The organism is Streptomyces shaanxiensis (assembly GCF_039537145.1).
In the GTDB taxonomy this organism is placed as follows: Bacteria; Actinomycetota; Actinomycetes; order Streptomycetales; family Streptomycetaceae; genus Streptomyces; species Streptomyces shaanxiensis.
In genome coordinates this window covers 346,996-366,648 of the sequence record NZ_BAAAZY010000007.1, presented here as the reverse complement: position 1 = coordinate 366,648, position 19,653 = coordinate 346,996, and the positions used below count along the sequence as shown (strand labels likewise).

The 19,653-nt window shown below is 67.6% G+C and carries 23 protein-coding genes; 18 read left to right on the top strand and 5 right to left on the bottom strand.

What is annotated here, in order from left to right:
• The first annotated feature begins 232 nt into the window (after positions 1 to 232).
• From ABD932_RS10815 to ABD932_RS10790, 6 genes are all read left to right on the top strand, one after another.
• The gene (locus ABD932_RS10815; RefSeq protein WP_345011133.1) at positions 233 to 451 is read left to right on the top strand and encodes a DUF6207 family protein; all 219 of its coding nucleotides are present in this window, start codon (positions 233 to 235) and stop codon (positions 449 to 451) included.
• Positions 452 to 542: 91 nt separating this feature from the next.
• Complete coding sequence (gene ku / locus ABD932_RS10810; protein ID WP_345011131.1) at positions 543 to 1,454, top strand: non-homologous end joining protein Ku; 912 nt, start codon at positions 543 to 545, stop codon at positions 1,452 to 1,454.
• Between the two features lie 12 nt (positions 1,455 to 1,466).
• Positions 1,467 to 1,937 carry a hypothetical protein gene (locus tag ABD932_RS10805; protein WP_345011129.1) on the top strand — a complete coding sequence of 157 codons (471 nt, stop codon included), beginning with the start codon at positions 1,467 to 1,469 and terminating at the stop codon, positions 1,935 to 1,937.
• Positions 1,938 to 2,150: 213 nt separating this feature from the next.
• The gene (locus ABD932_RS10800; RefSeq protein ID WP_345011127.1) at positions 2,151 to 3,542 is read left to right on the top strand and encodes an ApeA N-terminal domain 1-containing protein; all 1,392 of its coding nucleotides are present in this window, start codon (positions 2,151 to 2,153) and stop codon (positions 3,540 to 3,542) included.
• A gap of 143 nt (positions 3,543 to 3,685) precedes the next feature.
• The gene (locus ABD932_RS10795; protein ID WP_345011124.1) at positions 3,686 to 4,147 is read left to right on the top strand and encodes a GntR family transcriptional regulator; all 462 of its coding nucleotides are present in this window, start codon (positions 3,686 to 3,688) and stop codon (positions 4,145 to 4,147) included.
• Position 4,148: 1 nt separating this feature from the next.
• Positions 4,149 to 4,715: an HD domain-containing protein gene (locus ABD932_RS10790; protein ID WP_345011122.1), complete on the top strand. Its 567-nt coding sequence runs from the start codon at positions 4,149 to 4,151 to the stop codon at positions 4,713 to 4,715.
• Here the strand turns inward: ABD932_RS10790 and ABD932_RS10785 are convergent.
• Both ABD932_RS10785 and ABD932_RS10780 read right to left on the bottom strand, forming a co-directional pair.
• Positions 4,703 to 5,176 (bottom strand): NUDIX domain-containing protein, encoded by a 474-nt coding sequence (locus ABD932_RS10785; protein WP_345011120.1) that lies wholly within the window; start codon positions 5,174 to 5,176, stop codon positions 4,703 to 4,705. The two genes, ABD932_RS10790 and ABD932_RS10785, sit on opposite strands and share 13 nt — an antisense overlap.
• Before the next feature lie 3 nt (positions 5,177 to 5,179).
• Positions 5,180 to 5,893 (bottom strand): XRE family transcriptional regulator, encoded by a 714-nt coding sequence (locus ABD932_RS10780; RefSeq protein WP_345011482.1) that lies wholly within the window; start codon positions 5,891 to 5,893, stop codon positions 5,180 to 5,182.
• A 556-nt stretch (positions 5,894 to 6,449) separates the two neighbouring features.
• On the opposite strand from ABD932_RS10780, the gene ABD932_RS10775 reads away from it, so the two are divergent.
• The 12 genes from ABD932_RS10775 (at position 6,450) to ABD932_RS10720 (ending at position 16,689) form a co-directional block, all read left to right on the top strand.
• Positions 6,450 to 6,719 (top strand): DUF6284 family protein, encoded by a 270-nt coding sequence (locus ABD932_RS10775; RefSeq protein WP_345011118.1) that lies wholly within the window; start codon positions 6,450 to 6,452, stop codon positions 6,717 to 6,719.
• Complete coding sequence (locus ABD932_RS10770; protein WP_345011116.1) at positions 6,716 to 7,162, top strand: Pycsar system effector family protein; 447 nt, start codon at positions 6,716 to 6,718, stop codon at positions 7,160 to 7,162. The genes ABD932_RS10775 and ABD932_RS10770 overlap by 4 nt, the downstream gene beginning before the upstream one ends.
• Entirely contained in the window at positions 7,159 to 8,268 is a 1,110-nt protein-coding gene (locus ABD932_RS10765) for a conjugal transfer protein (RefSeq protein WP_345011114.1), read from the top strand. Before ABD932_RS10770 ends, ABD932_RS10765 begins: the two co-directional genes overlap by 4 nt.
• Positions 8,268 to 8,606 (top strand): RRQRL motif-containing zinc-binding protein, encoded by a 339-nt coding sequence (locus ABD932_RS10760; RefSeq protein WP_345011112.1) that lies wholly within the window; start codon positions 8,268 to 8,270, stop codon positions 8,604 to 8,606. The genes ABD932_RS10765 and ABD932_RS10760 overlap by 1 nt, the downstream gene beginning before the upstream one ends.
• Before the next feature lie 28 nt (positions 8,607 to 8,634).
• Positions 8,635 to 9,189, top strand: coding sequence for a hypothetical protein (locus tag ABD932_RS10755; protein WP_345011110.1), 555 nt, complete (start codon positions 8,635 to 8,637; stop codon positions 9,187 to 9,189).
• A gap of 121 nt (positions 9,190 to 9,310) precedes the next feature.
• Positions 9,311 to 11,416 (top strand): FtsK/SpoIIIE domain-containing protein, encoded by a 2,106-nt coding sequence (locus ABD932_RS10750; RefSeq protein WP_345011108.1) that lies wholly within the window; start codon positions 9,311 to 9,313, stop codon positions 11,414 to 11,416.
• A gap of 206 nt (positions 11,417 to 11,622) precedes the next feature.
• Complete coding sequence (locus ABD932_RS10745; protein ID WP_345011106.1) at positions 11,623 to 11,928, top strand: hypothetical protein; 306 nt, start codon at positions 11,623 to 11,625, stop codon at positions 11,926 to 11,928.
• A gap of 16 nt (positions 11,929 to 11,944) precedes the next feature.
• Positions 11,945 to 12,277 (top strand): hypothetical protein, encoded by a 333-nt coding sequence (locus ABD932_RS10740; RefSeq protein WP_345011102.1) that lies wholly within the window; start codon positions 11,945 to 11,947, stop codon positions 12,275 to 12,277.
• A gap of 88 nt (positions 12,278 to 12,365) precedes the next feature.
• Positions 12,366 to 13,226, top strand: coding sequence for a bifunctional DNA primase/polymerase (locus tag ABD932_RS10735; RefSeq protein WP_345011101.1), 861 nt, complete (start codon positions 12,366 to 12,368; stop codon positions 13,224 to 13,226).
• A 2-nt stretch (positions 13,227 to 13,228) separates the two neighbouring features.
• The gene (locus tag ABD932_RS10730) at positions 13,229 to 14,701 is read left to right on the top strand and encodes an ATP-binding protein (RefSeq protein ID WP_345011099.1); all 1,473 of its coding nucleotides are present in this window, start codon (positions 13,229 to 13,231) and stop codon (positions 14,699 to 14,701) included.
• Between the two features lie 475 nt (positions 14,702 to 15,176).
• Positions 15,177 to 15,365 carry a helix-turn-helix domain-containing protein gene (locus ABD932_RS10725; protein WP_345011097.1) on the top strand — a complete coding sequence of 63 codons (189 nt, stop codon included), beginning with the start codon at positions 15,177 to 15,179 and terminating at the stop codon, positions 15,363 to 15,365.
• A gap of 55 nt (positions 15,366 to 15,420) precedes the next feature.
• On the top strand, positions 15,421 to 16,689 hold the full coding sequence (locus ABD932_RS10720; protein ID WP_345011095.1) for a site-specific integrase: 1,269 nt from the start codon (positions 15,421 to 15,423) through the stop codon (positions 16,687 to 16,689).
• Positions 16,690 to 16,808: 119 nt separating this feature from the next.
• Here ABD932_RS10720 and ABD932_RS10715 read toward each other — a convergent pair whose 3' ends face one another.
• The 3 genes from ABD932_RS10715 to ABD932_RS10705 form a co-directional block, all read right to left on the bottom strand.
• Complete coding sequence (locus ABD932_RS10715; protein WP_345011093.1) at positions 16,809 to 17,096, bottom strand: hypothetical protein; 288 nt, start codon at positions 17,094 to 17,096, stop codon at positions 16,809 to 16,811.
• Between the two features lie 111 nt (positions 17,097 to 17,207).
• Positions 17,208 to 18,968: a SulP family inorganic anion transporter gene (locus tag ABD932_RS10710; protein ID WP_345011091.1), complete on the bottom strand. Its 1,761-nt coding sequence runs from the start codon at positions 18,966 to 18,968 to the stop codon at positions 17,208 to 17,210.
• On the bottom strand, positions 18,965 to 19,570 hold the full coding sequence (locus ABD932_RS10705; RefSeq protein ID WP_345011089.1) for a carbonic anhydrase: 606 nt from the start codon (positions 19,568 to 19,570) through the stop codon (positions 18,965 to 18,967). The genes ABD932_RS10710 and ABD932_RS10705 overlap by 4 nt, the downstream gene beginning before the upstream one ends.
• Between the last annotated feature and the right edge of the window lie 83 nt (positions 19,571 to 19,653).

The following is a 19,653-nucleotide window of genomic DNA, read 5'->3' as shown; positions in this document are numbered from 1 at the left end:
GCCAGCGCAAGACGCACAGGTACGGCAGTGGCGGCTGCCCGCTGTGCCAGTGGTGCATGAAGCCGGTGATGGAGCACTGGGGGCCGGCCGTGCGCTACGTCAGCACTCGTGCCTAGCGACCGATCGCGCCCGCCCGCCAGCGGAGCTCCGCGTGCCCTGTCCAGCACCGCGACCGCACTCGGGCGGGTGAACCCGCCGGGAGCGGGAGAACTTCCGCAGCCTCCGGAGCGTCATGCGGTGCGTGAGGACGATCAACGAAGCGCATGTGGCGGAGCCGGGGCTGGCCGTGGTGGAGGTCGCGGCAGCCGATGACGAGACCGCGTTTGCCATCCAGCAGCTGCTTGCCGCGCGGTGCGTGGTCGCGCCAGCGGACCGCACGACGCGGGAACCCGGCGAGCCGGGCGTACGGCTGCGCTGCTTCCTGGACCTGCGCCAGGTCCCGGACGCGTAGGCCGCGGTACGACCTGCGTCGGGAGCGCGCGTGCGGTGCGCGCGTGGCGTCCTTAGGCTGGTGCTGCTCGGGGTAGTCGCGGAGGTGGGCCATGCCCCGAACCATCTGGTCCGGCGCGATCAGCTTCGGCCTGGTCACGGTGCCGGTCAACGTGGTCAGCGCCACCGAGGACCACAGCATCCGCTTCCACCAGTACCACCTGGAGGACATGGGCCGGGTCCGGGTGCGCAAGTACTGCGAGACCGAGGACCGCGAGGTCACCAGCGCTGAGATCGGCAAGGGCTACGAGCTGACCAAAACCCAGGTCATCCCGATCAGCGACGAGGAACTGCGCGACCTGCCCCTGCCGACCGCCAAAGCGATCGAGATCGAAGCCTTCATGCCGCTGGAGTCCATCGACCCCATCCGCATCGCCGAGGGCTACTACCTCCAGCCAGCCCAGCCGGTCGCAGCCAAACCGTACAAACTCCTCGTTCAGGCACTGGGACGCTCGTCGAAGGTCGCCATCGCCAAATACGCCTGGTCCGGGCGCGAACGGCTGGGACTGCTGCGGGTGAAGGACGACGTGATCGTGCTACACGCCATGCGCTGGCCCGACGAGATCCGCGACCCCGCCGAACTACTGCCCCCGCCCGTGGAACTGACCGACGAGGAGATCGAGGGCGCGCTCGCACTCATGGACAACATGACCCGCGACGACCTCGAAGGCCCGGAGTTCCACGACACCTACACCGACGCGCTGGCACAGGTCATCGAGGCGAAGCGAGAGGACAAACCCCTACCCGAAGCACCCGAGCCCGAGGCACAGAACGGCAAGGTCTTCGACCTGATGGCCGCCCTCAACGAGTCCGTGGCCAAAGCGAAAGCCTCACGCGGCGAAGACTCGGCCGAGACGCACAAGCAGCCGAAGAAGAAGACCGCTGCCAAGAAAGCGACGGCCAAGAAGACGGCTGCGAAGAAGGCGGCGCACAAGGCATCGGGGCGGCGACCACGCAGCGCCTAGGGGAACCGCAGCATGGACATCGAGCTGACGTACAGGAAAGGGCTGCTGCGCAGCATCGGCGACGTGGAGGTCTCCTACGGCCGAAGGGAATGGCTGGACGCCACACCGCGCGCCCTGGGTTCATGGCCGCTTGAGTACCAGCGGTTCGGAACAACTCTGCGAGCCGTGGGCGGTGTCGAAATCACCTACCGCAGATGGTCCACCCAGCCCCGCACCATCGGTCAATGGAGCTGTGAATGCAGCAGATTCGGCAACCGGCTACTGCGCCTTGGGCCCTATGAACTGAGGCACGACAGAGGCGGCACTCGTGTTCGTGGTATCGGCCCGCTTGAGATCTTCTACGACCGACTCGGCAGTCGTCCCATTCGCGTGCGGCTGCATGACGAGAGTCAGTCACTGTCCGACGATCTTGTCCTGGCACTCTTCCTCGTGCTGTTCTGGCAGCAGCAGGCCTGGGAGGCGTCCCAGCGTGCCAGCAGCTAATTTGCGCTTTGCAGTGGTCCGGAGGTAGTGACCTCTTCGTCCAGGATTCCCTCCGCCCTGGGAGACACCCTACCTCGGGAACTTGAGCGCATGGACCTGACCAGCCGTGGGTGAGGCACTTCGCCCATAAATGCCTATCTGTGCAAAACCCGTTACACCCCGACCGCTAGCCTCTAGACTTTCGCAACGGGACATTTCGACAGGGGAGGCGTCATGGAGCCGTTCGAGAGCGATGGGTTGTTCTGGCTGCCAGAGTCTGAAGAAGAGAAGGTGGCAGGAAGGATTTCCTTCACGGCTTCCGACGGCGTGAAATTGGCCCTCATCGGAGGGTTTTCAGATACGTCCTCTTTCGCAAACCTGGATAGCGCAATCCAGTTTCCTATCATTCACGGAGTAGCCGGGAAGCGATACTTGACCCTGCAAGGATGCGCACGTTCGAGCTATCGTCTGGAATTCCCGGGGACCCTACGGGAGGAGTACAGGGCTGAATTCTTGTTCGCGGGGCACTCGCTTTTGAGTTCAGAGAATGAGAAATTTACGGAGGTTACGGTTCGCTTTAACAACTTGTGGAACTGGACGAACAGGTCCATCGTCTCTCACAATTACTCTTTCGATACCGACTCCCATAAGCTGACTACTGCAACAATCACCCTCACTCCACATGAGACTGAGGAGCACGAGATCGAAGGAGGGGAGATTGCTCTGCTCTCAACTTGGAAGATGCCTGGAAATCGCCAGAACATCGGGTTTGAGCAGGACTTCTCACTCAGGTTGACATATGACGATCCGGTTGATTTCAGTTACATTCGAACAGACGTAGCCGCGCTTCAGGACCTAATCTCCGCGACTAGCGATAGTGCTTGCCTTCCCACTGACATTTCCCTGTGGGTCACGGATGATTCTGATGAGGGCAACGGCAAGGAACGACTCAATGTGTACGGCCAACAGTCAGCCCAGTCCACCGCCAAGAAATCGAAGTCCGTTGACTTCCTGCTCCATCTGAGCGACATCGGTGGCCTCCCTGCCGTAGCTCGATGGCTGAATTTCCTTCGAAGCAGGCGAATCATTCTCGGACTTGCCCTATCTTCGCGATATAGAGGGATGTACGTAGAAAACAAGTTCTTCAACGCAGTCTCGGCTGCGGAAACGCTCCACAGGATGGAGTTCTCGAATTCCGTCCTCCCTAAGGCGGAATATAAGAAATTTAGAGACCTCCTGGTTAGCCACGTACCCGAAGAACACCAAAAGTGGCTGAAGGACCAGCTCGCCTTCTCAAATGAGCCCAGGCTGCGGGGACGGATCAAGGAGTTGGCAGAGTTCTGCGAGCTTCCTCTCGTACTCAACTGTGATGCCGACCAATGGGCTAAGGCGGTCACCAACACCCGCAACCGGATGGTGCACCACGACGAGAAAAAGGGACCTAGAGCATCAAACTCACAGTTCTATTGGATGGCCGAGTCTCTGCAACTGCTCGTACTGCTCTGCCTGAGTAAGTTTTGTGCCTTCCAGGATGGATACCTGGAAAAGGTCAAGGAAGACGAAGCTGTCAAGTTGCTCGCCGAGCGTGTACAGAAGATTTTGGAACCTGGTCAACCGGGTGCTTAAGGACACCGTGGTCTACGACCGCACCCGAACAGCGTCTCCTCGCGACTAACGGCGTGAAGCTCGGCACGATTCGCCGCCTCCTCAACTGAGAGCTAGGCGTGGGAAGCTTGGGTGGACAACGAGCTGACAGGGAGGGAGAGCGCGTGTCGCAACAGGCCAGCCCTCGGGGGACCTTCTTGAAGGTCGCGGATGCGGTGAAGGCCAAGGTCGAGGCGGATCCAGAGCTGACGGAGCTTCCGTCAGCGACTGACCTCATGCGCGACTACAAGATCTCGCGCGGGGTGGCCCTGCGCGCCTTCAGTGTTCTTCGGAAGGAGGGCATTGCTGAGCCAGTACCCGGCGGTCGGTGGCGCGTGGTACGGGCTGGCGTGCAAGAGGACCGGCGCCCCCTGGAAGAGCGCATCGCAGACATCGTCAGGGATGAAGGCCTTGAAGCCGGGGCACCGTTCCCCAGCGCCTCCGTCTTGGCTGAGCGGTTCGGAGTCTCACGGCCCACCGTGACGAAAGCGCTCGACAAGCTGGAAGCCGCCGGCCTACTGACGAGTGGAGGACAGGGCAGGGTGCGGACCGTCCGCGCCATGCCGATTCGAGAGGAGCGTTCGTAGCTTGTCGGACCTGACGGAGTGGGCCTATCCCCTCGCCGAGTCGTTGCTCGCCGAGCCGCTGCCGCGACGCTGGCAACACTCGCTGGGGGTAGCCGAGCGAGCGCGCACCATCGCGCTCATCCTCGGGCAGGACGCCGAACTGCTCGAAGCATCAGCCGTCCTTCATGACATTGGCTACTCGCCAGACCTGGCCAAGACGGGCTTCCACCCGCTCGACGGCGCTCGCTACCTCCGTGACGTGGCGCAAGCCGACGCACGGGTCGTGAACCTGGTGGCCCACCACTCGTGCTCATGGATGGAGGCCGAAGCGCGCGGCCTGCGCGAAGAGTTGGAGGGCGAATTCCCCCGCGAGCCTGCACACCTCAATGACGCTCTCTGCTTCTGCGACATGAACACCACCCCGGACGGCACGCCCACGAATCCGGTCGACCGCGTCAACGAGATTGCCAGCCGGTACGGGCCCGACAGCCTGATCGGCACCTTCATTCGCCGTGCCGAGCCGGAGATCCTCGCGAGCACGTCGCGTGTGCTCGAACGCGTCGCTGCCGCCAAGCGTCAGCCGATGTAGGGAGCCGTCCGCGTCCGATCCATGGCGTGCTCAATCCGGAGCCGCATCGTGGGGTGGATGTCGAGCTTGGACAGGTCCGCTGGGTCCACCCAGCGGACCTGTGTCGTCTCGTTGCTCGTACGCACCTCACCGCCGACCGGCCGCGCGCGGAAGCAGATGCTGAACTGCTGGCGGATCTCGCCGTCGTCGTATTGCATCCGGTGACCAGGGTCGGTGTAGATCCCGGACATGTCGACGACTTCCGCCTTGATCCCCGTCTCTTCCCAAACTTCACGTACGACGGTGTCACTGATGGACTCGCCGACGTCGTGCCCACCGCCGGGCAGCGCCCAACGGCCGTTATCGGATCGCTGGATCATCAGCACCTGGCCCGCGTCGTTCTGCACGAATGCCACGACGGATGGCACCACAGAGTTGGCCGGCGGGGCGTCGGGGTCGTGAAGGTAGTCGATGCGTCCCATGCCTCATGCTCCTGTGATGTCGTGTTCGGCCACTGGCCTGGCGCCTTCCCAGGTCTGCTGAACGCTATTGGCGAAGGTGTCGAAAAGCCCGCCTCCAGGAAGTCGCCGCAGGTGAAGAACCGGAGCCAGGTAGGCGCCGATGCCGTACACATGCGTGTTGACGAGCATCTCGTCATCCACACGGTAGATCGAGTTGTAGAGCACCGTGTCATGCAGCCGGAAGGCAATCTCAGGATGGCTGGTGAACAGAGGGCGATAGTTGACCAGCGCGTTGCGGATCTTGCCGTCCATGATGCGGTGTCCTTCGTCGATACCGCGCCGGATGACGGCCTCGCATGCAGGATCGCCCATCAGGACGCGAATGGCGACGCTCTGCGATTTCACTTTGAGGACTGACAGGAAGCGTGGGTCTTCCGCCAGACCGATGCCTGCGTACACAAGGATGTCGATGCGCTCTTTGGCGCGTTCGCACATCTCCCGCCAAAGCTCGGTCGGTACGACGTGGCGGTGCGGGTACACCGTGACGATCTCGGCCTTGCACAGGTCAGTTGCGCTGTCGAGCGAGCGCGTGTCATCCCACAGCGTCGTCACGTCGACGTTCAGCAGGGACGCAGTGGCGTACTGGTGGCGTCGGTAAGGCACCTTGCCCTGCGTGATCCAGCGCTCGACTGTCTTCGGGTTGACCTCTATCGCTTCCGCGAGCTGCTGCACGGTCATGTTCTGCGCCAAGAGGGCTGACCGTAGACGCTCGTTGGACATCTCCACCCCCGATGGGACGTCTAGGGACCTCTTGAAGGTAGCCAGAACAACCTGAGCTGTCCATGCACGGGGTGACCAACTCCCCTGACCTGGACCGACTCTGATGGTGCACCAAGAAGTTCCGGTGCGAAGCCAAGAAGTTCCGGCGTCGTACTTGACGAACCCATGTGCAGTACCTGTAAAACAGGTACTGCATCACAGAACGCCCGGAGGGCTCCGTGAAACGGGCTCGAAGGAAGCGATCGATCTTTGAGAACTTCAAACAGGGAACTGCCGGTAACCCGTGGTCCGCCTGCCCGAAGGGGTCGGAAACAAGGCGGAGAAGACCGGCGTGCCCCGTACAGCAGCCCGACCGGTTCGAGTCCGGTCCGGGGCACTGCGGCCCCTCGTTCCTGGCCGCCTTTCCGCCGCACCCCGGGTGCGGCGTCATCCCTTCCTAACGGCGCGCGGCTCCCGGGGTGCCACCCGGGAGCCGCTGTTCGGGCCGTTCACCCTTCGAGAGGAACCACGACCCATGAGCCCCATCGTCACTGTTCAGGACGCTGTTACCGCGTTCGCCGACTGGATCGAGCCGACGGATGCGGAGCTGGACGCGATCGAGCAGGAGATGCCCGTCATCCTCGCGGACGTCGACCTGTTGGACGCGCAGATCATCACCCTCGACCGGACCCCGACCGAGCTGGACGCCCGCCGCATCCGCCGCGCCCACCGCCGGGTGCTGACCGAGCGCCGTCACCTGGCCAACCGCACCGTCGACGTGACGCTGCCGGGGGGTGCCGCATGAGCACCACCACCCGGAGCCTGGCCGCCGCGCACGCCGAAGTGAAGGCGGAGATCACACGGACCGACACCAAGACCGGCCTGTTTCTGGCATTCGTCGGCGCAGTCCTCGCCGGAACCTGGACCATCGCCCGCGACCTGCGCCTGACCATTCCCGGGGTCGTGGTGGGCGGGCTCGGTATGACGCTTCTGGTCGGTGCTGCCGGGCTGCTGCTGCGCTCCACGCGGCCGAACCTGCGCGGACGGCACGGCTTCCCGCTGTGGGCCACCCTCACCGCAGACGAGATCCCCGCCGCCGTCTGCACCGATCTGGCCGCCGATATCGCCGGGCTGTCCCGGCTCGCGGTCGCCAAGTTCACCTGCCTGCGCCGCGCGGTCGACCTCACCCTGAGCGGCGGCGCCCTGCTCATCCTCGCCGCCCTGCTCACGCTCGGGGGTGTCCGATGACCACCGCCAAGCTGACGAAGGTTCAGATCGGTGTGCTGGCTGCCGCGTTCGTGCCGATGCTCGCCACGGGCGTGTTCGGCGGGATCGGAACCTACAGCAACATCGGGCACGCCTATGGCAAGGGCACCGCGCTGGGTGCGCTCGCCGCCGGTGAGGGTGCCACCGCTGTGCTCGCGCTGGTCCTGCTCGGCTTGACCATGCTGGGCCAGTCCTCCCCACGGATCGTCCGGGCGGGTTTGTGGGCGCTGCCGGCCGCCGCCGCTGTCATGGGTGCCATGGCCGCACCTGATGCGGGCCGCACCGTGATCTACGCCCTGACCCCGATGGGCATGTCTGTGTCGGCGGAGGGCATGGCGTTCCTCGCCCGGCGGATCGTCGTCCACATCGACGGCCGCGACGCGGAGCACGAGCGGCGCACCGCCGACCTGGTGCAGTCCCTCGCCTACCACCGCGCCCGTGCCACCCAGCATCCGAGCGATCGTGTCAGGAAGCGGTCGGATCGGACGTCGTGGCGGCTCGCCCGCAAGGTCGGCGTCGGCGACACCGCGCTCGGATCGAGGCTGCTGGACGTGCAGCGCGATCGGGTCACGGCCGGAGCAGATGCCGCGCTCGCGTCGATGTTCGGCGCCGCTGCCCTCAATCCCGCACCGGCCGCAGATGCGGAGGAATCCACCAAGACCACAATGAAACGGTCTATGGCTGAGCTGCGGGAATCGACCCCGGGGTCGGCGGTGACGCTGACCCGGTTGACGGTGCCGGATCCGGTCGCGGTCGACCTGGGCAAGTCGATTCCTCCGCTCAAGCCTCTGCCCGCGATCCTCGGCCCGATCGAGCCTGCGGTCACGAGGCCCGTACGGCGGACCGTTCCGGCGGAGTCGACTCCGCCTCGACGGGCGACCGGTCGACTCCCCGAGGTGGCCCGATCGCCCCGGCCCAAGCGCACGCCGGATCAGTTACTCGATGAGGCACGCACGGCCACGGCCGGACTGCCGGACGCGAAGGTGACCGCCGAAGGCATCCGCCGCGCGATCCGCACTTCGCCCGCGAACGCGCGCAAGCTGCGGGATGCCCTGCTCGCTGAGCGGGCTACCGCCCCGACCGGCTGATGGCCACGCTGCCGGTGTTCCGGTGGCACCTCGCCCCGGACGGCTACGCCACCCGCCGACAGTTGCGCGCACGGGGCCTGCGCCCTGGTGGTCAGGGCGTGGCCGCTCAGCTCGAACGGCCGCGCCGCCGCCGTGGCCCGCTGGTGGCCTACCTCTACCGCGTCGACCTCGCCAAGCCGGTGCGGCCGATGACGCCGGCGCGGTGGGCGGCTCTGGCCAAGGCCCATGCTGCCCGCCGCCGCTGCCCGGCCTGCCGGCGCGATGCCGGATACGTCATCCCCACCTCGCTCGGCCTGTGCGTGCCCTGCGCCTTTCCCGACACCGCTGCCGCCGCTTGACCTGCGGCGATTTGAGACGGAGACCCGTGTGAAGATCACCGTCAGTACGCACCAACTCCCCGGCTACGGCGCCACCCTGCGCACCGCCAAGCGCATGACCGAGCAGGCCGTGCGCCTGGTCCACCGGGCCGTGCCCGGCCGGATGCCGGACGTCGAGGTCATCCTGACCAACGAACGCGGCATGACCGACCTTGGCGCCGCCGCCAACCTCGCCGTTGCGGGCAGCGATGACCGCAAGGTCAAGAGGCGTGCGGAGCGGTGGGCCAAGGAGATCGCCCGCACCAGCTCCGCCCGCGCGATCCCCCGGCCGGACGGCAGTGCGTTGATCCTGGTCAACGCGCACAAGGCCACCAGCCCGGCGGAGTTCGCCGTGATTCTCGTGCACGAGCTGGTGCACGCCATGCAGTTCAGCCGCAAGGACGTCCCCGAGCGCTATCAGCGGGCCGTGCGCGACGGGCTCGGCATCGAGCGGCAGTCCCGCCGCGATGCCCGCGAGCACGAGCGGCTGATGCGGCAGGAAGAGGCCGAGGCCTACGGCCACGAGTACCTCCACAAGCAGCTCGGCTACGGCGCCGCCGCCTGACCCGCAACTCCCGCACCGCACCGCTCAATTCGCTGGGGTGGCCCTGCCCTGCCACGGATGCGGGCCACCCCAGCACCCCTCAACTCCCGCCCCGATGAGGGCAGTCAGGAGAACTTCCAGCATGAGCGAGAACGTCGTTCACCTCCACAAGAGCTCTGAACCGCCCGCTGAGGACGCGTCGGTGACCATGCTGACGGTGGTTCCGGATGCCCCGACGGCGCCGCTGTGGGTGCGCTCCGGCCGCGCCGTTAGGCGCATCGCCACCGACGAGCGCACCACGACCGCCGCCCGCGCCGTTGCCCGCCACTCCCTCTATGTGTGGGGCGGGAGCCGGATCGTGGCCCGCCGTACCTGGGACGGCCGCACCGGTGCCCGTTACGAGCGCTTCCTGCGGGCGGCGGAAGCCGCGGGGAACATGGAACTGGCCGGTGAGTGGGAAGAGCGCTTGCAGCACTTCCGCGACGCTCGCCACCGCCGCCGCATGGACCTGCTCACCTCGCCCGTCGACGTCGCCAAGGGCGCCCTGGTCGGCACCGGTCTGGGCATCGGCGCGCTGGTCGCGCTCGGGGTGGCGCTGGCGATTGCCAATGAGGACTTCACCGACGTGGTCACCCCGCTCATGGCGGTGATCAAGTTCATCGGTCTGCTCATCACCATCGTGCAGGTGGTGTGGCCCTATGCCATCACCCTCGGCCCATTGCTCGCCCTGCTCGCCGTGTGGTCCGTCGGCGCCCACCAGAAGGCAGCACCCCAGTGGGCCATGCCCGCCAACATCCGCGACGGCGAGGGCGAGCCCATCACCCCGTCGATCGTCGTCAAGGCCCTGCGGGACCTGGGCATCCCGGCGATGCGCAACGCCATCAAGGAGATGGGCGACGCCGGCGCCTCCATGCTCGGCCCGATCCGGATCGCCGGATGCGGCGTCGAAGTCGACGTCACCCTCCCCTCCGGGGTGTCGACCAACGAGGTCCAGCAGCGTCGACGCAAGCTCGCGGAGAACCTCACCCGGCACGAGCACGAGGTGTTCATCACCATCCCGCAGGCCGCCCGTACGGTGCGCCTTTGGATCGCCGACTCCGGTGCGCTCGATGAGCCGATCGGCCCGTCGCCGCTGGTCACCGACGAGACGATGACCGCCGACTACGCCAAGGGCCGCGCCCCCTGGGGTCAGGATCTGCGCGGGGATGCGGCCGCGCTGAGCCTGTATCAGCGCCACCTGCTCATCACGGGCCTGTCCAACCAGGGCAAGACGGTCGCCCTGCGCTCGCTCGCGCTGTGGCTGTCGCTGGACAAGTCGGTGCAGTTCCTCATGGGCGACCTCAAGGGCGTGGGCGACTGGGCCATGTTCGACGGGCTCGCCACGACGCTGATCCAGGGTCCGACGGATGAGCACGTGATCCAGGTGACCGAGATGGTCGAAGGCGCCGTGGAGGAGATGAACCGCCGTATCCAGGCGCCGCCCGGAACGGTGTTCCCGCCCCTGATTGTGCTGGTCGACGAGGCACAGGTGGCGTTCATGTGCCCGCTCAAGGACGAGGACAAGCGGCCCTACGGCGGCTCCAAGGCCACGTCCCGGTACTTCATGGCCGTCCGCAAGATCCACAACCAGGGCCGTGCCGTGAACGTGCTGATGTGGCAGGGCACCCAGGACCCCACCGACCAGAACCTCCCCAAGCTGGTCCGCGAAGGGGCGCACACCAGGGCTTCGCTCGCGCTGGGCACGGAGTCGCAGGCCCGCATGGCGCTGGGCGACAAGGCCGTTGACGGCGGCGCGGCACCGAACCTGCTGCGTCCTGGCCTGGATCGGGGAACCCTGGTCGTCGCCTCCGACGGCATCGCCATCCCGGCCGGACAGGCGTCCATCACGGTGCGCACGCACTACATCGACGACGACGCGGCCATAGCCATCACCGACCGCGCCAAGGCCATGCGTGACGGCGTCACCACCCTGCACGTCATCGAGAAAGGCGAGCAGCGCGACCCCCTCGCCGACATCGCCAGCGTGCTCGGGGACGCGCCGCGCGTGCTCACCCAGGACGTCCTCAAGCGGCTCGCGAGCCTGAACGAGGACGCCTACGGCGACTGGACCAACGGCGACCTCAAGCGCGTCCTGGAGGCCTACGGCGCGGAGCCGTACAAGTCCGACGGCCGCATGGTCGTCGCCCGGGACCGCGTCCTGCGCGCCCTCCGCAACCGCGACGGCGACGGTTCCGCTTCCGCCTCCTGACACAGAGAGGCGCACCCCGCCGGGGTCAGGGAGGCAGGGAGAACTCCCTGAACGCCTCCCTGACCCGCCTCCCTGGCCCTGACCTGCACAAATGATCACTCAGGGAGGTAGGGAGGCACGCAGGTCAGACCCCCGAAAACCCCCTCCAGAGGCCTCCGTAAGGGGGTGTCTCCGCCTCCCTGAACCAGCACCGGAAGGGATTCCGCATGCACCGTGACCCGCCGGGGATCATCGCCCCGCACATCCCCGCCGACGCCTACCGCCGCGCCGAAGCCACCGGCCAGCCGGTCGTCATCGTCGTCCACACCACCGACCCGACCGGCCGCCCGCTGCGCAGCTTCCTGTACCCGCTCGCCGTCGCCGGCGCGGGTGCGGTCGGGGTGTTCGCCACCGTCGCCGCGTTCCTCGCGCTGCTCGACTTCGCCGTCCACACCGCCGTCCAGATCGCCGCCGCAACCGGCCCGATCAGCCTCGGCGGGATCAGCCTCAAACTCTTCGGCTCCAAGCGCTGACAGGAGATCCCCACCAGTGAGCCAACTGCCCACCACCACAGGGCCGTTCCCGACGCCGGAGCAGGCGTACGCGAACGCCCCGAGCATCCTCGACGAGATCGGATGGACGACCCGCACCCTGGCCACCCCGGAGTGCTTCACCGAGCTGGACCGGGAGTTCTACCTGCGCAAGGCGGCCCTACTGGACCGCATCGCACTGCTCGACGAGCCCGACACACCCGGCGAGGCCACCGAAACCGCCGTCGCGGCAGCCCGGTACCTGCTCGACATGGACCGACCCGGCGTGATCTGCGACCCGCGCACCTACGTCCGCCAGCAGTACGCCCACGCCCTCACCGCCGACCAGTAGCTACGCCAAGGGCGGCCCCCACCTCACGCCAATGACGCGGGGCCGCCCTTGTCCACCTGCCATTACAGACCTGTGGAGGTCTCCCAGCATGACGCAACCGACCGACATTCGGGGAGAGCAGCTGCGTACGGCTCTCTCCCTGGCAGCCTCCGGCGTGCCGGTGCTGCCGTTACGAGCCGGGAAGGTGCCGTTCGGCAACTGCCGGGCCTGCGCGAAGAACGCGTGCGGCGGCCGGCCGAACATGAAGACCCCCGGCCCCTGCACCTGCCCGCAGCCGTGCCACGGCTGGGCCGCCGCCACCATCGACCCGCACGTCCTTACGTCGCGGGCGTGGGCGACGGCGTGGCGGCATGCGGCGGCGGTCGCCTACCACCCCGGCGGCGCCGGCGTGACCGTGGTCGACCTGGACGACTCCGCCGCCGTCCAGTGGGCCCGCACTACCCTGCCCGCCACCCGGATCGTGCCCACGACGCGGGGTGAGCACTGGATCTACCGGGGCACCATGCCGTCGTCGAACGCTGTTCGGCCCGGCGTCGACATCAAGTCCACGATGGCCTACGCCCGTTGGCTCGGTCCCGGCATCGGCGCCACGGCAGCTCTCCCAGATGCTGTGCGCGCGCTGGCAGTAAAGGAGCCGTCCCTGTCCCGCAGTGCGCCACAGACGCTCACAGCGCCCCTGAGGGGCGGGCAAGGTGAGTGCCGGCATCGCACGCCCACCTACCTCGACCGTGGCATCGCCATGGCCGAGAAGCGCATCACCGAGGCCCGCAGTGCGGTCCACGCCACCGTGTACCGCACCTTCCTCGCCGTGCTGTCCGCCCATGGCCGCTGCGGCTGCCTCACCGATGCCCATGTCGCGCGGTTGTTCACCGCCGCGCAGACCAAGGGCGAATCCCCGAGGCACTGCACCGACGCGTGGACCAACGCCCTAACCAGGTTGGGACTGTAGCCGTGGCCGACGACGACAAGAACCCTGCCCGCGAGGTCATCACCGAATACGCGCAAGCGCACTTCCGGTACTTCCGCACCGCCGACGGCACCGTCTACGCGCAGCGCAACGGCCACCCCGTCGCCCGCCCGATCCGCTCCCAGGGCACAACCGGCAGCCACCGCCAGGAACTCATGGTCGGCCTGTTCAGAGACGGACTGGGTGTCTTCAACGGCACGGCTCTGAAGGAGGCGTTGGACCTGATCGAAGCACTCGCACTGACCGAGGACGTACAGCCCACTCACATTCGCGTGGCCCCCGGGTTCGACGGTGCCACCTGGCTCGACTTGGGCCGCGACGACGGCATGTCCGTTCGTATCCACCCTGGCGGCTGGGACATTGCAGTCCCCGATCCACAGGAAGTGTGCTGGCGGCGTACCCAGCTCACCGGAGAACTCCCTCTGCCGGCCAAGGACACTGACGGCAAGGGCATCGACCTCCTGCTGCGGCTCTGCAACTTCGCCAGCGCCGAGACCGAGTGCCTGGCCATCGCCTGGCTCATCGGCTGCCTTGAGCCGTCCGTGCCCGTCCCCGCCCCGTTCCTCACCGGCCCCCAGGGCGCGGGCAAGTCCACCGGCGGCCGGATGCTGGTGCGGATCATCGAAGGGATGAGTGGCGATCTGCGCCGGGCGCCGAAGGACGAGGAGAACATGATCACGGCCGTGGCGGCCGGATGGGTCACCGCCCTGGACAACCTCTCCCACCTCCCCCCGGACCTGTCCGACCTCATGTGCTGCATCGTGACCGGCGCCGAGAGCATCAAGCGCGCGCTGTTCACCGACGGCGACGTCGTCCGCTCCCGCTACCGGCGCCCCATGCTGCTGACCGGTATCGACGTGGGCGTCATCCGCCCCGACCTCGCCGAACGCCTCCTCCCGCTGCGTCTCGTGCGGCCCCGGGTGCGGCGGACCGAGGCAGAGCTGTGGGCGGAGTACGCGGAGATCCTGCCGGTCGTTCTCGGTTCCCTGCTGGACCTGACGGTGAAGGTGCGGGCCGCTCAAGCGGAAACTCCCACCGACCTGCGCATGGCCGACTTCGCCCATCTGTGCGCGCAGCTCGACGCGGCCACCGGCTTCGGCTCGCTCGCCGCCTACCGGGCCAGCCTCGATGACCTCAACGACGACGTCATCGAAGGTGACCTGCTCGCCCAGACGGTCCTCAAATACGCCGCCGACCTCGACGCAAGCGCGGAAGTCCGTATGACGTCATCGGAGTGGCTGCACTGCCTCACCGGCCTCTACAGCGGGGAGGAGTGCCGTCCCCTGCCCAAGGGCTGGCCCACCACAGGCAAGGTCCTCTCCGACCGGCTCAAGCGGCTACAGCCGACCCTCGCCGCACGCGGCGTGCTCATCGACTGGGGCCGCACCAGCGCTGCCCGCTACATCGAGATGACCCGCCGCCCCATCTCGCCGCACCAGCAGGAAGCGGCGTTCTGATCTGCGGGACCATTGCACCGCATTGCACCGCATTGAACAAGCAAGAGGAGCACCCCCGCGACCGGCGTGCTCCTCTTGCTGTTCCGGCGGCTTGCCGCCCGGCAAGGGTCGTGCCGCAACGCGGCTCCTTCTTCACGTCCCGAGCCGCGCCGCACCACCACAGACATCACCCCCTCTTTTTTCCTAGGAGAAGAGACGCTGCGTCACCCGCGTCATCAGCCACCCGCAGCCGCTCCCTGACCAGGGGTTCCAGCGGTGACGCAGACGGCCGACATCTGAGTCATCCCGCGTCACCCGCGTCACGCGTGACGGAACCCGGCCCCGCCCTGTGACACGCCCCGAGCGGCTTGCGTCACCGCATAGCCGCAGGTCAGACCCGCAAATGACGTGCCTGACGCAATGACGCAGAAATCCGCACCTCGGACACACGCTGGCACTCTGCCCGCCGCCACCCCTGATTTTCAGGAAGGACGTCATGAAGAGGTACTTGACGACTGCGGAAGTCGCCGAGCGCTACCGCACGTCGCCCGCAACTGTCCGCTACTGGCGCTACGCCGGAACCGGCCCGAAGTGCTTCATCAGGCGTGGTCGGCATGTTCTGTACGACGCCGAAGCGCTCGACAAGTACGACGCTGAAGAGATCGGAGGCCGATGCGCGGCATGACCCGAAACGGTGACGAACCCCACCAGAATGCGCGCCACTTCATGGCTGACTCGGTTTGCTCTGGCGGGAGGGGGAACTGATGGCTGACGTGTATGACCGCTGGCACCTGTCCCGACCGCCGGCCGACGCCGAGCCGTGCAAGGAACACAGCACGAAGACCAAGACCGTGTGTCCGTCCGCTGAGCATGGCGTGGGGAAGCGCTGGCAGGTTCGCTACCGGGACCCGTCCGGCGAGCAGAAGAAGGAAAACTTCGCCAAGCGCACCGCAGCCGACGCGCGGGCGGCCGAGATCACCAACGAGCTGGACAAGGGTGAGTACGTAGACCGCGTCACGCGCCGCCAGACGCTCCGGGACTACGCCGAGGAGTGGCGTACCACGGCGACACACCGCGAGCGGACGGAGTCCAACGTCGAGCGGGGGCTGCGGCTGCACGTCTACCCGCTGCTCGGTACCCGGCAGATCGCCGGCATCAAGCGATCGGACATCAGGGCATGGGTAAAGGACCGCTCCGCCGTCCTGGCCCCGTCCAGCCTTCGGACCCCGTGGAATGCCCTGTTCGGCGTGATGGCCGCAGCCCACTACGACGGCATCATCCGTGCGAACCCTTGCCACGGCATCGACCTCCCCGAGATCCGCAAGCCCGAGGTGGTGCCGCTTGACCCCGCAGTAGTGCGAGCCCTGTTGGCCGCAGCCTCGTCCCGCTACCGGGCCTTGATGCGCCTGGCAGCGACCACGGGCCTGCGGCAGGCCGAGCTGTTCGGACTGGAGGCTGAGCACGTCGACCTGGTGGCCGGAACGGTCGAGGTTGAGCAGCAGCTCATCGGCCCCGACAAGGGCGTGCCGTACATCGGGGAGCCGAAGACGGAGAAGAGCTACCGCACAGTGCCGCTGTCGGTGTCTGCCGTGGCAGCTATCGAGGAGCACCTGAAGGCGTACCCGCCGGCCGAAGTGGAGATCGAGGACCGGACGGACCCGAGGAAGCCGAGGACCAGGAAGGCCCGGCTGCTGTTCGTGAGCGAGACGGGCGACCCGATCCGGCGCGGGTCGTGGGCGAAGCTGTGGGCCCGCATGGTGAAGCGGGCAGACAAGCAACTGGCCGCCGCCGAGTCGCCGCTGCGCGTCCCCCAGGGGACGACGACGCACGATCTGAGGCACTTTTACGCCTCGGTGCTCATCAAGCATGGCGCGTCGGTGAAGAAGGTGCAGCGGCGCCTCGGTCACGCTAAGCCGTCGATCACCTTGGATCTGTACGTGCATCTGTACGAGGACGACGAGGACACGACGGCCGCACTCATTGATGAGGCTCTGGCGGACGTGCCCTGAAAGTGCCCTGCCGACCCTACAAAACGGAGAGTTCGCAGGTAGACGCAGGTGAGGCGGCACCCGTGCGGGGGTGCCGCCCTCTTCTCTGCCCGGAGGCTGTCTCGGCGTCGTGCGATCAGTCAGGCGCGATCCGTCCCGTTCGTCCCCCCGGTGGCCGCGACTCGGCCGCAGCGGCGGCCCAGGAGGGAGCTTCCCGCGACCACCAGGCCGACGGCGACGATCTTGGCGGCCATGTAGTAGCCGGTCGCCATCTCCTCCGGGGCGCCGGGCAGCCGGAGGAAGCCCCACGCCGCCACGAGACACCCGAAGGCGATCAGTCCGACGGCCCCCCAGGTCCCGAGCTCCGCCCACCAGGGCCCCGGGCCGTAACCCCGCTCGTCGGTCTGCTCAACGTCCTTGCCCGTCAAGGTGTCTGCTCCCCCTGTGCGTGTGGTGGTCACGAGGAGAGACGGGCCTGCGGTGCGGGTGGTTCACCGAGCCGGAACGCGTTCTTTCGAGGGCCCATGGCGCGGGTCCGCTCAGCGCACCAGCGGCGGGCGCTCCACATAGTCGTCGTAACCGCCGGGAAGCGGCCGCGTGTCCAGGTAGAACCACTCGGCGTCCGGGCTCGGGGCCGGCGGTGCGGTCGGAGTCGGGGCCGGCGTCGGCTCGGGTGCCGTGGTGACGGGGGGCTCCGTCTTCGCCGGGCCCGGCATCAGCAGCTCCACGCGCAGCCCCAGCCCCCGCTGCTGTGCCGTGAACTCCTCCACCTGGTTGCGGCAGGCGTGGTCCAGGTGGGTCACGCCGGTCAGGTCCAGGCGGATGCGGGCCTTGCCCGCGGCCGCCGCGGACTCCAGCGCGTCGATCACCTGCGGCAGCCGCAGGAACGTCGCGTTGCCGGCCATGACGACCTTCGCGGTGTCGTCCTCGATGTGCTGCCGGATCACCGTCTGGGACATCCGCAGGGCGGCCAGCACGATCCCGGCCGCGAGACCGAGCAGGACGCCTTCGAGCAGTGCCGTCGCCACGATGACCAGCGTCGTCACCGTCATGACGACGAACTCGCCCCGGTCCTGCCGCCACATCTTCGGGAACTCCTCCGGCGCGAACAGCTTCCAGCCGCTGTGCACGAGGACGCCCGCCAGCACCGAGATCGGGATCAGGGCGAGGACCTGTGGCAGCAGCAGCGCGAAGGCCAGCAGCCACAGGCCGTGCAGGGTGCGGGAGAGGCGGGTCTTCGCGCCGGCCTGGACGTTCGCCGAGCTGCGCGCGACGACGGCGGTGATCGGGAGGGCGCCGAGGACGCCCGCGACCGTGTTGCCGGCGCCCTGGGCGATGAGCTCGGTGTTGTAGCGGGTGCGGGGGCCGCTGTGCATACGGTCCACGGCGGCCGCGGTGAACAGGCTCTCCGCGGAGGCGATGACCGTGAAGGTGAGGATGGCGGTGATGACCGCGGTGTCGGCGAGGCCGGCGAACTGCTCGGCGCCCGGCGGCTGCACCGACGCCAGCAGATTGCCGACCTGGAGCGTCTTGACGTCCACGCCGGGCAGCGCGGCGACCGCGATGCCGATGCCGACCGCGACCAGCGCGGCCGGGATCTTCTTGGCCGGGCCCGGCACCTTCTTCCACAGGAAGCTCAGCACGATAGTGACGACGCCGAGCAGCGTGGCGATCATCGCCTGCGAGTCGGTGAGGATGTCGGCGAACAGGTCCGGTATTCCGGCCATGTTCTCGATCGGCGTGCCGGGGGCCTTGTGGTCGGCCATCGGGTAGGCCTGGCTGAACATCAGCGGCAGCCCGATGCCGGCGAGCATCCCCTGCACCACGGCGATGGAGATCGCCTGGAACATCCGGCCGAGGCGTACGACGCCGAGGACGATCTGCAGGATGCCGGAGAACAGGACGATCACCCCGAGCATCGCCACGCCGTGCTCCAGCACCGTCTCCGCGACCAGCGCGGCGAGCCCGGCGGCCGGCCCGCTGACCTGGAGCGTGCTGCCCCGCACCGCGCCGACGACCAGACCGCCGATGACCCCGGAGATGATCCCGAGCTCGGCGGGGACACCGGAGGCGACGGCCACGCCGATGCACAGCGGCAGGGCGACGAGGAAGACGACGAGGGAGGCGGTGATCTCGTTGGCGAGGTCGAGCTTGCCACCCCCAGCGCCGACGCCCCCGCCCTTCGGCGGTTTCGGCCCTCCGGTCGCCCCGGCCTTCGGCGGTTTCGGCGCCCAGGCGGCCCCGCTCTTCGGTGGACCGCCCTTGGTGCGCGTACGCCCGCGCGCATGCGCCCCGCTCATCCGCTGTGCACCCGGAACAGACCGTCACCCTCCAACTCGTGCACCTGCCCGGTGTCGACCTCGTAGTACCAGCCGTGCAGCCGCAGCCGCCCCGCGTCCAGCCGCTGCCGCACCACCGGGTAGGTCCGCAGCACGGCAAGCTGGTTGACGACGTTGCCCTGCGCCACGTCCGGCAGCGACGGGTCGTCGGTGGCGGACGTGAGGACCGACGCCAGTTCGGGGCGGGCCAGTCGCAGCCAGGCGTCCACACCGGGCAGTGAGGAGAGGTCGTCGCCGGACTTCAGGGCCCCCATCGCGCCGCAGTGTGAGTGACCGCACACGATGATGTCCTGAACGCCGAGCACCTCCAACGCGTACTCGACGGTGGCGGCCTCCCCGGACGCGCCGGGGCTGCCGTACGGCGGGACGATATTGCCCGCGTTTCGCAGCTCGAATATCTCTCCGGGTCGTGCGCCGGTAATCAGGGCGGGTATGACCCGTGAGTCCGAGCAGGTAATGAAGAGTGCCTCGGGATATTGCCCGTCGGCCAGTTTCCGGTATTCACCGCTCTCGAAATCAACCCGTCGTTTGAACGAGCGCGCGCGGTCCAGCAATGCCTTCAACGGTCTCTCCTCAGCGGGGAGTTCGGCCAGGTCATCACACCGTAGAGGGGGCCGCACCAGACGAAGGTTAAGCGAAGGCCAGA